Genomic DNA, 13,470 nt, shown 5'->3' on the forward strand with positions numbered 1-13,470 from the left:
CGCGTCCATACGACGGGGACGCCTTACGCTTTCACTTCATCAATGCCACCCTTCATATAGAAGGCCTGCTCCGGCACGTCGTCCAGCTCCCCGTCGAGGATGGCCTTGAACGAGCGGACGGTCTCCTTCATGGGCACGTACTTGCCGGGGAAGCCCGTAAAGACCTCGGCGACGAAGAAGGGCTGCGAGAGGAAGCGCTGGATTTTGCGCGCGCGGTGCACGGCGCGCTTGTCTTCCTCCGAGAGCTCCTCCATGCCGAGGATCGCGATGATGTCCTGCAGTTCGCGGTAACGCTGGAGGACGCGCTGGACGGCGCGAGCCGTATCGTAGTGCTCCTGCCCCACGGTCTCGGGCGCCAGGATGGTGGAGGTGGAATCCAGGGGATCCACGGCGGGGTAGATACCGAGTTCGGCGAGGGAGCGGGTCAACACGATGGTGGAGTCCAAGTGGCCGAACGTGGTGGCGGGGGCCGGGTCCGTGAGGTCGTCCGCGGGGACGTAGATGGCCTGCACGGACGTGATGGAGCCTTTCTTGGTGGAAGTGATGCGCTCCTGCACCTGGCCCATTTCCGTGGCGAGCGTCGGTTGGTAGCCGACGGCGGAGGGCACGCGCCCGAGGAGGGCGGAGACTTCCGAGCCCGCCTGCGTGAAGCGGAAGATGTTGTCGATGAAGAGGAGGACGTCCTTCTGCTCCTCGTCACGGAAGTACTCGGCGATGGAGAGCCCGGCGAGCGCCACGCGCAGGCGCGGTCCCGGCGGCTCGTTCATTTGTCCGAACACGAGGGACGTCTTCTCCAGCACGCCTGACTCCTTCATTTCCCCGTAGAGGTCGTTCCCCTCGCGCGAGCGCTCCCCCACCCCGGCGAACACGGAAAGGCCGCTGTGCTCCTCCGCGATGTTGCGGATGAGCTCTTTGACGACCACGGTCTTGCCCACGCCCGCCCCGCCGAACAATCCCACTTTCCCACCCTTGAGGATGGGACAGATGAGGTCAATGACCTTGATCCCCGTCTCCAAGATTTCCGTCTCCGTGGACTGCTCCACGAAGGAGGGCGGATCGCGATGGATGGGGTAATACTTCTTTGCTTTCACGGGGGGGAGGCCGTCGATGGGTTCGCCGAGGACGTTGAACATGCGCCCCAGCGTCTCCTTGCCGACCGGCACGGATATGGGGGCGCCGGTGTTCTCCACTGGCGTGCCGCGCTGCAGGCCGTCCGTGGCGCCCATGGCGACGGTGCGGACCATGCCGCCTCCGAGGTGGTTCTGCACCTCCAGGATCAGCACTTCCTTCCCGACCGCCGTCTTGAGAGCCGTGAAGAGGGGCGGGAGGGTCTCTCCCTGGGGGAACGTGCAGTCGACGACTGCACCGATGACCTGAGAAACGTTACCTGGCATACGGATGTGGGAATGCGAAACAGCCGAACCATGTTAGGGGAGGATATTTTCCTTGCCAAGGGTCAAATCGAAATTGTGTAAGGACCCTTCCCTGCCAATCGTCTCCGCAGGCGACTTCCTTCTTCCTTCTCTCTCTTATGTTCACTGTTCCATCAGGCGGAAACGGGAGGGGTGCCATGCGGGGATTCCGGCGCGCTGCGGCCTCCATGACCCTTGGACTCCTCTTCCTCTCCTCCTCCATCACCACCGGCATGGCTGCGGCCCCCCTGGGCATGTCCGTCCACGCGGGACCGGCATCGCTCCGTACCTGGGAACTTTCCCTCTTCGCACTGCTCGTACAGAGGCCGCAAGCGCTCCTGCGCCCCTCGACGCAGCTCCTGGCCCAAGCGGGGGAAACGACCGACCGCGATGCCCGGGCTTTTCCTCCCACCGAGTTCGGCAGGGATTGGGACGTTTTTGCTTCGGACCCCGCGCCTCAGCCGACGTATGCCGCGTTGCCCGGTGTGAATCAGGAAGTACTTGCGCCGTCCTACCCCGCCTCGGGCGACGGCATGCCACGCACGCCTGCGGCGCCCGCCGGCGCGCTCCATGAGATTGTGCAGGCCACGGAGAACAACTATGCATGGTACGGTCCGTACATCGATTTCGACGCCGTTTCGAACACCGTCGTCAACGCCGTGCAGAATATCACCAACAACAACACGGTCACCGTCATCCAGAACTGCGGCAGCAATTGTACCCAGAACGCCGCCGCTTCCGCGCACGCCGCCACCGACGCCTCGCAGGCCATCAACGCCCTCTCGCAGAACAACGCCGCCCTGCTGCAGGTCGGCGCGCAGACGGGTTCCGGCTCCGCGGCGCCCGGCGCCTCGGTGGGGGCAAACGCCGACACCGTCGTAAACGCAACCGTGAACGCCCTCACGCAGAACCTGACCTCCATTGAGCAGAATGCCGCGGACGCCGGAGGTTCCCCGCAAACGGCCGACGTCGTTGCGGATGCCGCTGCGGACGTTACCTCACGCATCAATGCCGGCAGCCTGAACACCTCCGTCATCCTGCAACAATGATGTGATCTCTCCCCCGCATCCATCCCCTCCCCCTTTCCCCCACCTCGTATGTTCCCCGCCCCGCATGCCGCTTCCCGACGCCGGGATGCGCACATCCTCTCCCTCGCCCTCATCCGCAACACGCCTTTCTCGGTCCTGGGTGTCCTCGCCTTCATGACGCTCTTCCTCCTCAGCGCCGCCGTCGCCAAGGCCGCTCCGCTCGCCATCACCGATTTCCGCCTCCATGACTTCGATGCCGACGTGGCGGAGGCGCTCGGGTATGACCGCGCTTCGACGGTGTACTTCAGCGAGATGGGTTCGGTGACGGAGGGGGAAGCGTCCGCCAGGACGAAGTATGAGGGCATCGGCTGCTACCCCTTCTACGTCATGCGCGAAGGGGAAGTTCAGGAGGTGGGCTACAACTGCGGCACGTTCTTCTGCACGGGCTTCGTCAACGGACCCAAGCAATGCCATGACCGCGGGGGCGCTTCCTACGGCGGCGTTGCGGAGATGAACAGGCGGCTGGGCCTCACCTACATCACGGACGACCGCGCCTTCTTCGATTCCTACACCGCCGCGGACCTCACGCCGGCCATGCAGCGGCGCATGGAAGAACTGAAAGGAGTGCAGTGCCGGCCGTTTTATCTGCAGCGCTTCGACATGACGGTGGGCGAAGGGTACGAGTGCGATGAAATCGGGCGGTATCCCTACTACTCCGGCCACAACGTGTGCACCAACGACTGGCGGACCGGCAACGGCCTCCAATGCGCCATCGCCTACCGGGAGAACGAGATGGAGATCCGCCGCGAAGCGTACGGGCGCATGCAGAGCAGCGTCTCGTCCGCGGGAGGGAGGAGCAGTGCATCTGCCGCAAGCCCAAGCCCTTTCCCGGACGTGGTGCCGGGACGGTACGGCTACACGGCCATCCTGGCGCTGGCGGAACAGGGCATGGTGAAGGGGTACCCCGACGGTACCTACAAGCCTCTGCGTGCGCTCAGCCGCGCGGAGTTCACCACGCTCCTCTTTCGAAGCCTCGGCGAAGTTCCGAGCGAAGCGAGGAACGAAGCCGGGTGTTTTCCGGACGTGCGCGAAGGCCAGTGGTTCTCCGACGCCGTGTGCGCCGCCAAGGAGTTGGGATGGGTGAAGGGATACGACGATGCTCGTTTCCGTCCGCATGCGCAGATCACGCGCGCCGAAGCGATGAAGATCTTGGTCGCGGCGCTTGAACTGCCGACGAATTCCACGGCCACCTTGCCGCCGGATGTTGCGGAGGACGTGTGGTATGCGGCATCCGTGAGGACCGCCTCCGCCAACGGTCTGATCCTGGAACCCACCTTCATGCCCGGGCTCCCCTCCACGCGCGCCGACGCGGCCGTGTGGCTGTACCGCACCCTGAATCTGCTGACGAAGGGGGCGGATGCGGTTGCATCGCGATGATAATAGAAGAGTCCGAGGACTCCGACGATACCGAGGAATGTCAGGGAGAATCTCTGACACTCCAGCAACACAGTGCGTCGGAATCATCGGACTCTTCGGAATCTCCCCTGTCATCCGCTCCATCACTGCATGAACAACGGCCCGTCCTTCTGCTTATCTATTATATCCTTCGCCAGAGGCACCGCGATGGAGGAACGGTAGAAAGAGTAATCCTGTGGGGGATTGAGGACCGGGAAGATGAGCGCGGGGACGAACAGTTCCCTGCTGCTCACGCCATCCTGCTGGTACACAAGCGTGTACCCCATGTGCGGCTCGCCCAGTGTCACCGTGGTGATCTTGGCTTCCTGGGTGCCCTGCTCCGCAAGGACGCGGTACGGCAGCTTCTCCATGTTCTTCAGGTACGTCTTCACCGACTCCGCATCCTGCACGCCTGCATAGGAGGAGCTCTTGTACGTCTGGTTCTGGAGGCCCCAGACGTCGGAGACGCGGTTGTGCTTGAGGTGCACGCTCACGCCAATGCCCGACTTGGTGCCTCCCATGTCATACACGGGCTTGCCCTCCACGAGGAGCGGGTAGAGCACGCGGACGGAATCGGGGATGAAGGCATCGCTCTTCACGGCGGCGCGCTCGTACTCTTGCCGCCAGTTCATATCCACCTCCGGCTCGCCGTAATGGGAGAGGTCCACTTGATGCTCCGCAAGGAACGCGGCGGCCGTACTGATGAGCCGGTCGTCGGAGGGGACGTCGTCGATGGTGGGGCGATAGCGCTTGTAGCAGGCTTCATCCTTGCACACCGCCTCGGGGTGCGGCCAGCGTTCCCAATCCTGCGCAATGCCGATCTGCCCGTCGCGCAAGAGGAGGTTGACCATGTACCCGAAGTCCGTTCCCTGGGAGAACGTCATGCTGTCCAGGGCGGCATTGGGGAAACTCCCCAGGTCCACCATCCCCATGTTGAATCCCTTCAGAAGGGAGGTGATGGCGGGACCCGCTATGCGCCTCTCGCGCTGGAGCACGTCCACCGCCTGCGGGAGCGTAGGCAGTTCGCCCTCGTACACGTACTCGTACTGCGTGTACGCGGGGAGGATGCCATCCGGTGCGATCATGGCCGCGTCTCCCCCGCCGCCTCCTCCCCGTCCCTGGGCGGCCGAAGGGGATGCAATGGCGGGAAGATCGCCGAACGCCTGGGGCGCGGCTTCCTTGGTAATGGAGTAACTGAAGAGCGGGCTCCCCGTTTTTTCATTGAGGGGAAGAGCTCCCGGTCGAAGGACGTAGTACGTCGCGGGTGCGGCGAGGAGCGCGCCGAGCACGAGGCCGGCGAGGATGGGTGTGGTGCGTTGCATGGTGAAGAAGGAAAAGAATGGAGAGCGGGTGTTCTGGCCCGCGAGAGAATCCTCCCGCGCAAGGGCAAGGAGTCGGCTGCGCAATTCCCTCACGAACGTCTCATCCGGTTTGACGTCGGGACGGTGTTTGATCAGTTTCTCGAGCAAGGGGATGAGTTCCGTTTCATGCTCGCGCAGGGTCGGATCGATCCTGTAGAGATCATCGAGAATGTCGGAGATGGAGGAGAGCATAAAGGGGGAGGGAACGTTACTTCGTTACTTCGTTACTTCGCTATTTCGAAACATGAAAGATGGGGAAAGCGAGGAGCAGGAACAGGAGCGTGGGACCGAGTTGGGAACGGAGTGACTCGAGAGTCCTGCAGAAGATCACCTTGCAGTTGTTCTCGGTCTTGCCCGTGATCTCCGCGATCTCGCGGTAGCTGAGCCCGTCCCACAGGCGCATGAGGATGATGTCGCGCTTGAGGGGGTCCAGCTTGTCGAGTTCCTTGCGGACGTGCGCGAGCGAGACATCAATGGACGCTTCCTTGGCGGTGTCATCATCCGCAGGGACGTCGAAGGTCTCGTCGATGACGTCCGTGGGCTTGTGCGCGCGGAAGTGGTCCGTGAGCGTGTTGCGGGCGATGCGGTAGAGCCAGGCCCCGAAGTTCCCCTTGTGCGCATTGAAGGTGCGTATGCCCTCCATGGCCTTGAGGAACGACTGGCTTGTCACATCTTCCGCGAGCTGCTTGTCGAACGTGCGAAAGTGCACGTAGCGGTAGATGGGCGTGACGTACGCGTCGTAGAGGGGCGCGAACGCCTCCAAATCGCCCTGCTGGCAGGTGTGAATGAGCGCGGCCTCGTCCGCAACGGAGAGCGGGCGGGAAGGATCGGTAGCGGGAGTACTCATGGCGCCGGGAATAGAGAGGAACGTTCCTGGATCTGCAGTTCCGCCGTGTACTACGGGGAACGCGGCGATATGTTACACCATGGGGAAGATGATGCCGATTCTTCGTCCGTGAGAGGATTCCGCTTGCCCTGTACCGGAGTCCCAAAGGGACGACTGGTACAGGGAAGATTCCGACGACTTCGACTATTCCATTGTGCACGAAAACGGCGCAACTCTTTGGAGCTGCGCCGTCGGTTCAACGTTGAGAAATCTCAACCTTGAACTTCCGATGGCAAGGATAGTGCAGGTAGAATCAATCGGGAAGCGGCCAGGAACACATTGCAGTAGCGGCCGCCATCCCAGTAGCCGCCGACGCGGACGCTACCTTTGTCGACGTGCAGTTCGACGCGGAACCCGGACTCAAGCTGCTCGACACACCGGATGATATTGCCGGAGAGAGGATCCTTCCCCGTTTCCGCGTATTCCGCAAGAAGTGCGGTACCGGCTACCGGCGCGGGCGCAGGTTCGAAGCCAGGATAGGTATGGTGAAGGTACTCCACCTCCTCTCCGGTTGGCCTGTTGTTCGAATACGGAACCGGTAGGAGTACCTCGTAGTAGCCTGGGTCCGCCTTCCAGGCGAATGTGTCGTACCAGCCCTGGTGGTTGTGTTCCTGCCACATCTTCTCCAGGCCCGCCTTGGAACAGCGAAGATCCTTGAGCGTCCATCCGTCGTAGTACACGATGATGCTTCTGTACCTCGCCCTGGGAACAGGCCCATTGGCCTTTATCGGTATTCCCAATATCCTCGACATTGCTTCGGCGCCGTAGACGATTCCGGGAATAAATCCCGGCCATGCCGCCCTGAGACGCTCCATCGCCACATCATCAGCGCTGAGCATGTGATTCCATAACTCAATGTCGATCCCCGCTCGCCACAATTTTCGGATCCCCAAGTCCAACTGCCTCTCCGCGATGTTTCGGAGACTCTTCATACATCACCTCATCGGAAACAGAGAATAGCCGGATACCGCCGGTTCGGACTGCCAAACAGATGCGTAAGGCAAGCGCTCAAGACAGCATCCTGTCCTCAGTGCTTGCCTCATGTATCCAAAATCCTTGCCGATGTTCTCAAGGAACACCAACTATCATTGTATTTCTATTTATGAGTATGTCAATCTTTCTGTTTATCGCTTCAGCATAAGAAAAGAACCTCCATACCAGTGATAGCATGGAGGTTCTCTACTCGGGAATCTATGACTCCCAAGGGCAAGGTTAGGACTTCCGGGAGGCGGCATGAGCGACGTCCGGCCTGCCACGGCCATTCCAGCTGTAGCCGATCTGGATCCCATCAACATCGAAGTAGCCAACGCAGACGTAATAGCCGCCCGAGAACATGTCGGCGGTGCACACGTAGCATTCCGGTAAGAGGCGCTCACGCTCACCCGTCGCCAAAGCGTTGATCACCAGGAAGGCGACTACGCTGCGTGTGGACGGGCGTTCCTGGTCGGAGTGGAGGAGCTCTCCCCCTTTCAAGAAAGACTCTCCGAACGAACCTTCGATCACGCGGAACGTCCGCTCCTGCGGAGCATCCGCCCGCTTCGCCCAGTCATACCCCTTGAACAAATTGTGAGGGTTCACAAGATGCTTCTCACGGACCACCGGCATGGAAGACAGAACGTTAAGCGGCGTACCGGGATCGAAGAAGCGGAAGACCCCGTTCTCGAACGTAACCCCTCTCGCGGCGGCGTCTAACAGAGCCTGTTGATCCACCAGAAGAGGGTCTTGCGAGACAAACTCGACGACGCGGCGAAAGAGATTCTCATTGTGCGCGAGTGCTACATAGAATGCACGCCCGGCGCCCACCTTGCGCCCCGTCACGATCACCTCATGGATCAGTCCAATACCCCTCCCAAACTCCTCGACCTGACGCACCATGTCTTGATTTGACATGACACACCAACCTTTCTGAAAATCGGAAACCGAAGCCCGGAACGCCGGGCGCGGCCCATCTCGTAATGAGACAAGCATCCAAAGCACGCGGAATGTCCTGGATGCTTGCCTCATGTATCCAAAATCCTTGCCGATGCTCTCAAGGAACATCAACTATCATAGTATTTCTATTTACGAGTATGTCAATCTCTCTCTTTATCGCTTCTGCATAAGAAAAGAACCTCCATACCGGTGACAGCATGGAGGTTCTCTACTCGGGAATCTATGACTCCCAAGGACAAGGTTTAGGACTTCCGGGCAGCAACCAGCCGGACGATGACGCCGCCGCGTCTACCCCAACGATAGACGCGCACGCGACCCCTGCTGACGGCAAGCTCGACACGGAGCCCACCGCGGAGTGCTTCTGCGCAGCGTCCCCAGCCGTAGCCAAGGAGATCCTTTCCTGTCTGCTTGAGATGGCAGAGGAGCACGGCAGCCGCCAGTGCGACCGGTGCGACTTCCTCGCCCGAGAGCAAGAGCTTCTTCTGCTCGGCGAAGTCTTTGCAGTTGCTGTACGGCACCGGCATGCGCACGCGGTAGACGCCGGGGTTCAACTTCTCGCGGGAGAACGGGTACTCGTTGTACCAGTCCTCATCCCACATGAGGTTATGCCGCACGACGGTTTCGCACGCGCGAAGGTCGAGGAGCGACCATGCTCCGACGCGGATCACCACCTCGCCCGGGGCGGGCTCTGGCAGCGGTTCACCGCCACCCTCGCCGAAGCCGAGGAGGGCGACGGCGTCGTAGCTGAAGGACGGGAGCAAAATTGGCCACGCTTCCTCCTCCAGCCGCTTGAGACTGATACACATGACCAACACTCCTTTCGGGAGCTAGAGGTACCATTTGAATCGTCCGCATTTGGAGGACTCGCGTATAGTGAACCAGCGTGACCGCTGGCTTCGGGCTGCCTGGGTATGAGACAAGCATCCAAAGCACGCGGAATGTCCTGGATGCTTGCCTCATGAAACCAAAATCCTTGCCGATGCTCTCAAGGAACATCTTCATATATTCAATCATCTTTAACATGATTGTCAATCTTTATAAACGGCTTCCTCCTCACATAAACCATTGTCCTTTCATTGCTGCCCATTCTTCGCTGATCGTTTGCCCAGCCACTGCCTCGTCACCTCCAGCACCGCAGGGAGGAAGGACACCACGATGATCGCCAGAATCATGAGGGAGAAGTTCTTCTCCACCGCAGGGATGTTGCCGAAGAGGAACCCCGCCAGGGTGAAGAGCGAGACCCATGCGATGCCGCCGACCACGTTGTACGTGGCAAAGTCCCGGTATGTCATGTTCGCCATCCCCGCCACGAAGGGAACCACGGTGCGGAAGATGGGGAGAAACCGCGCGAACACGATGGCCTTGCCGCCGTACTTCTCGTAGAACGCATGGGCGCGGTCCAGGTGCTCCTGCCTGAGCAAATGCAGCTTCCGCATGAAGAGCTTGGGCCCAACGTACGCGCCGATGGCGTAATTTGTCGCATCGCCCAGGATGGCGGCGGCAGCGAGGAGGATGAGGAGCACGGCGACGGAGAAGGACCCGCGCGCCGCAAAGGCCCCCGCCGCGAAGAGCAGGGAATCGCCGGGGAGGAATGGCGCCACCACCAGCCCCGTCTCGCAGAAGATGATGACGAAGAGGAGCAGGTACGTGAGCGTGCCGTACTGGTCAATGAGGGTGGCGAGGTACTCATCCAGGTGGATGAAGATGTCCAGGAATTGGGAGAGGATTTCCATGACAATGAGAAATTGGAAATGGGAAATTGGAAATGCAAAATTATAAATGCAAAATGGAAGGAAACCATTTCTCATTTCAAATTTTGCATTTCACATTGTCAGTTTACCTTCGTCCGTAGGAAGAACACAGAGAAAACCGATGCGAAGAATCAGCGGAGAAGGTCCAATGCACGCGAGAGCGCAGCATCGCGGCTGGCGTCCGCCACCACTTGGATATCCGGCTTCACCCCCACGCCGTCGATTTTGTTCCCCTTGGGCGTCTTCCATTCGGCTATGGTCATCTTCAGGCTGGAGCCGTCCGTGAATTCCAGGAGCTGCTGCACCGTCCCCTTGCCGAAGGTCGGCTCCCCCACGATGGTGGCGCGTCCCAAATCCTGCAGGGCTCCCGCCACGATCTCCGCGGCGCTCGCGGAACCCTTGTTCACCAGAACCGCCATGCGCATGGTTTCCGGGAAGATCGGCTCCTCGCGCGTCTTCTCCTCGATCACTTCGTTCGACGAATGGATCTGCACGTACGCCGTCTTGAGGGGGACGAACGCGCTCACCACCCTGCCCGCCGCGTCCATGAGCCCGCCGGGGTTGTTGCGCAGGTCCAGAATGAGGGCGCGGGGGTTCTTGGCCGCCGCTTCCTTCATCGCGTCGCGGAATTCCCGGTCGGCGGTCTGCCCGAACTGGTGCAGCGTGACCACGGCGATATCGCCCTGGAATGCCGTCGTGAGCTCCTCGATCTTCACCACGTCGCGCGTGACGGCCACGTCCAATTCCATGCCGTTCCTGCGCAGGTGCAGGTTGGCCACCGTCCCCTTGGGACCGCGCACCTTGTTCACTCCGTCCTCATAGGAGAGGCCCGCGAGCGATTCGCCGTTGACGCTGAGAATCTCGTCACCCGGCTGCAGGTTCGCCTTCTCCGCGGGCGACCCCTTGAGCGGCGCCACGATGATGAGCACGCCGGCTTTCTGCTCCACTTGCGCCCCGATGCCGATCACCTCGCCCCGCAGCTGCGTCTGGAACTCCTGCGCGGAGCTGGGGCGGTAGAACACGGTGTAGGGGTCGTCCAGGCTGTTCACCATGCCCTCCACGCTCTCGAACCCCATCTCATCGGGCTTGATGCGGTCCTTGTAGAGGTACTGCTGCTCCAGCAGGTCCCACACCGTCTCCATGATCTCCTTCTTGGGCAGCTCCCGGCGAATGGCATCCACGTTGATCCGGATCGTCTGCTTGTCGGGGGAGAGAACGTTGACGCCCTTCTTGTCCATCGCTTTCTTGAGGAGAACGCGCTCTTCCGCGCGTGTGAGGAACCGGTCGAAGCCGAAGAGTGTCGCGCGGATGGGGCGCATCCACTTGCGCTCCAGCGCCACGGCCGCGGCTTCCTTCTCATCGTCGGTCGTCACGTCCCTGAACGTTTTGGTGAGCGGTTCCTTGGGATTCACCTTCGCCAGCGCCGTGAGCACCTGCAGCGCCTCGCCGCGCGTGATGGCGCGCCGGAAATCAACGGCATCCCCCGATCCCGTGAGCGCATGCAGGGCCCCGTACTTCTCGGCCGTACGCACGTACGGCAGGAATTGCGCTTGCACCCCCCGGTAGGTCCGGCTGTCCTCTCCGCCCGTCTTCTCCAACTTCAACCGCAGCTGGCTGATGGCCGCACGGAGGAAATCCGCGCGCGTCACGGTCTCCTGCACCGTGCCCGCGGCGGCGGCGCCCGAAACATTGGCGCCTCCCAGCAGGGTGACGAGGAGGAGGATGGTGACGGCGTGGCGGAAGACGCGCGTACGCTGCAAAGAACGTGTGTGGGGAAGCCGTGAAGTCGTCATGACTGCGGGAGGGGACGGGAGTGGGATGGAGGGCATCGTAGAGGGGACCTCCTGCAGAATGCAATTGGATGACCTGGAAAAACCTGCCGTGTGGTTGCGGGTTGCGTTGCGAGGCCGGAGAAGGAAGTTGGTGAGCGTGTCCATGGGCGGGTATCGGTGCGGCGGGGAGGTTCAGTCTTCCATCACGAACATTTCGGTGGAAATCACGTGCCCCCGTTCCTGCATGTTCTGCTTGCTGAGGAAGAGGGTGGTGAGCAGCCAGAAGCCTCCCACGACGTAGAAGAGGGAGGGGAGGAGCAGGAGCGCCACGTAGTGGAGCGGCGACCCCGGGGGGGAGTGCAGCAGGTCCCCGAACGTGCGCGGATTGCCCGGCAGCACGTCCGGCAGCGTGACGAGGAAATTGCTCACGGCATGGAGCACAACCGCGAGCGCGAAGCCCGTGGCGATCATCTCGCTGCGGAAGTGGAATTGCTTCTGGATCCCCACCAGATAGTGGCTGCCGTCACCCGTCCAGAACTTGCGTCCCGTCTGATGCGCCGCTTTGAGGCTGGGATCCAGGAAGAGGGCGACGCCGAAGAAGTATCCCAGCAAGCCCGTGGAAACGATGTGCACCATGCTCGTGAGGATGGACCGTCCCGCGATGTTCCCCATGAAGCCCGCCCAATCGGGCTGGCCGGCCTGCTGGAGGAATTCCTTCACGAAGGTGTAGAAGTAGCCGGTGGTGGTGATGTTCTCGGCGAACGCGAAGCCCACGGCCACCATGATGGCCAGTTGCATGGCATCGTCGATGCTGGAGAAGAACATCTGGCCGTTGCGGCGGAGGACCCAGTACTTGCTGCCTTCCTCCAGCACGCCCACGAAGATGAACGTGAGGAAGAGCGAGAGGAGCATGGCCTGCAGCGGGGGGGCTTCGCTGGCCGCGGCGATGGCGCTGTGCACCGCCACGTTGAAGCTCTCGGGAATGACGCGGAACACGAAGAACTGCAGCTCCATCTCCCGCTTCACCAGCGCGTCGTAGAACAGGATGGGCGCCGTGGAGACCATACCCGAGAAGAACATGAGGAAGACCACGCTCAACCGCTCCCGGTGGTAGCGGAGGAAGAGGGCGCACCAGATCCCCGCCGGGATCGCCGCGATGCCGATGGCCAGCCCGTGCGCCAGCCTCTCATCCGCCGTTTCCTGGAAGAGCGTGTGGAACGCGATCCAGAACAGGAACGTCCCCAGCACCGTCGCCTTCACGTTGGCGTCCCACGGGCCGAAGAGGAATTTCCACACGAGCGCAATGGCGATGACGCTGAGCGTGATGATGAAAGGGTCCTGCGGGGCGTCGCCCGTTTCCAGGAGCGCGCGCGTGAAGGCGATGAGGATGAAGCTCACGAGCGTACCGGAGATGACGGCGAACACGTACTCCTTGCCTTCCTTGAGGACGAACAGCACGATCCCCAGCACCACCGCCATGCCCCCCAGCACCAGCATGGCACGGACCTTCCCCTCGGGCCCCGCGAACGGCGCGATGGCGCCCAGCGTGCGCAGGGAAACCATGACGAGCAATACGGTGCCCACGAGGCCGAAGATGATCGTACGCAGGGAGGGAAGGTACGGCTGCCGCTTCTCTATGCTCGCCAGCGATTCCACGTCGATGAACGACACGTTGACGATGCCGATCCACACACGCGTGAGGAATCCGCTCAGGATCAGGAATCCCACGAAGATCCCCACCAGCGTCAACGCCGAAATACCGCTCCCCGCATTCGAACCGTCCAGCGATGTGGTAAACACCGGAGAAACAGTTCCCCAGACAGCTTCCGCTATCGAGCCGGCCCGCCGGAGGAATTCCAGAAGATGCATGGTG

The 13,470-nt window shown here is 61.5% G+C and carries 11 protein-coding genes; 2 read left to right on the forward strand and 9 right to left on the reverse strand.

Annotated elements, in window-relative coordinates; translation table 11 throughout:
- Nucleotides 1–23 precede the first annotated feature (23 nt).
- Nucleotides 24–1,394 carry a F0F1 ATP synthase subunit beta gene (gene atpD / locus WC698_02925; GenBank protein MFA6039189.1) on the reverse strand — a complete coding sequence of 457 codons (1,371 nt, stop codon included), beginning with the start codon at nt 1,392–1,394 and terminating at the stop codon, nt 24–26.
- A gap of 206 nt (nt 1,395–1,600) precedes the next feature.
- Between atpD and WC698_02930 the strand changes: the two genes are divergently transcribed.
- Both WC698_02930 and WC698_02935 read left to right on the forward strand, forming a co-directional pair.
- Complete coding sequence (locus WC698_02930) at nt 1,601–2,461, forward strand: hypothetical protein (protein ID MFA6039190.1); 861 nt, start codon at nt 1,601–1,603, stop codon at nt 2,459–2,461.
- 48 nt (nt 2,462–2,509) lie between these two features.
- Nucleotides 2,510–3,877, forward strand: coding sequence for an S-layer homology domain-containing protein (locus WC698_02935; protein MFA6039191.1), 1,368 nt, complete (start codon nt 2,510–2,512; stop codon nt 3,875–3,877).
- 122 nt (nt 3,878–3,999) lie between these two features.
- Here the strand turns inward: WC698_02935 and WC698_02940 are convergent, their stop codons facing one another.
- The 8 genes from WC698_02940 to WC698_02975 all read right to left on the reverse strand — a co-directional run bounded on the left by WC698_02940 (nt 4,000) and on the right by WC698_02975 (nt 13,466).
- Entirely contained in the window at nt 4,000–5,448 is a 1,449-nt protein-coding gene (locus tag WC698_02940) for a hypothetical protein (protein ID MFA6039192.1), read from the reverse strand.
- 40 nt (nt 5,449–5,488) lie between these two features.
- The gene (locus tag WC698_02945) at nt 5,489–6,103 is read right to left on the reverse strand and encodes a sigma-70 family RNA polymerase sigma factor (GenBank protein ID MFA6039193.1); all 615 of its coding nucleotides are present in this window, start codon (nt 6,101–6,103) and stop codon (nt 5,489–5,491) included.
- A gap of 251 nt (nt 6,104–6,354) precedes the next feature.
- Entirely contained in the window at nt 6,355–7,074 is a 720-nt protein-coding gene (locus WC698_02950) for a hypothetical protein (GenBank protein MFA6039194.1), read from the reverse strand.
- Between the two features lie 280 nt (nt 7,075–7,354).
- Nucleotides 7,355–8,017 carry a hypothetical protein gene (locus tag WC698_02955; GenBank protein MFA6039195.1) on the reverse strand — a complete coding sequence of 221 codons (663 nt, stop codon included), beginning with the start codon at nt 8,015–8,017 and terminating at the stop codon, nt 7,355–7,357.
- A 299-nt stretch (nt 8,018–8,316) separates the two neighbouring features.
- The gene (locus WC698_02960) at nt 8,317–8,880 is read right to left on the reverse strand and encodes a hypothetical protein (protein ID MFA6039196.1); all 564 of its coding nucleotides are present in this window, start codon (nt 8,878–8,880) and stop codon (nt 8,317–8,319) included.
- Between the two features lie 267 nt (nt 8,881–9,147).
- A complete protein-coding gene (locus WC698_02965; protein MFA6039197.1) occupies nt 9,148–9,807 on the reverse strand; it encodes a DedA family protein in 660 nt (219 codons plus the stop codon).
- Nucleotides 9,808–9,956: 149 nt separating this feature from the next.
- Nucleotides 9,957–11,618 carry a S41 family peptidase gene (locus WC698_02970; GenBank protein MFA6039198.1) on the reverse strand — a complete coding sequence of 554 codons (1,662 nt, stop codon included), beginning with the start codon at nt 11,616–11,618 and terminating at the stop codon, nt 9,957–9,959.
- Nucleotides 11,619–11,789: 171 nt separating this feature from the next.
- The gene (locus WC698_02975) at nt 11,790–13,466 is read right to left on the reverse strand and encodes a PrsW family glutamic-type intramembrane protease (GenBank protein ID MFA6039199.1); all 1,677 of its coding nucleotides are present in this window, start codon (nt 13,464–13,466) and stop codon (nt 11,790–11,792) included.
- Nucleotides 13,467–13,470: the final 4 nt, after the last annotated feature.

The organism is Candidatus Peribacteraceae bacterium (assembly GCA_041661065.1).
Lineage (GTDB): Bacteria > Patescibacteriota > Gracilibacteria > Peribacterales > Peribacteraceae > CAIKAD01.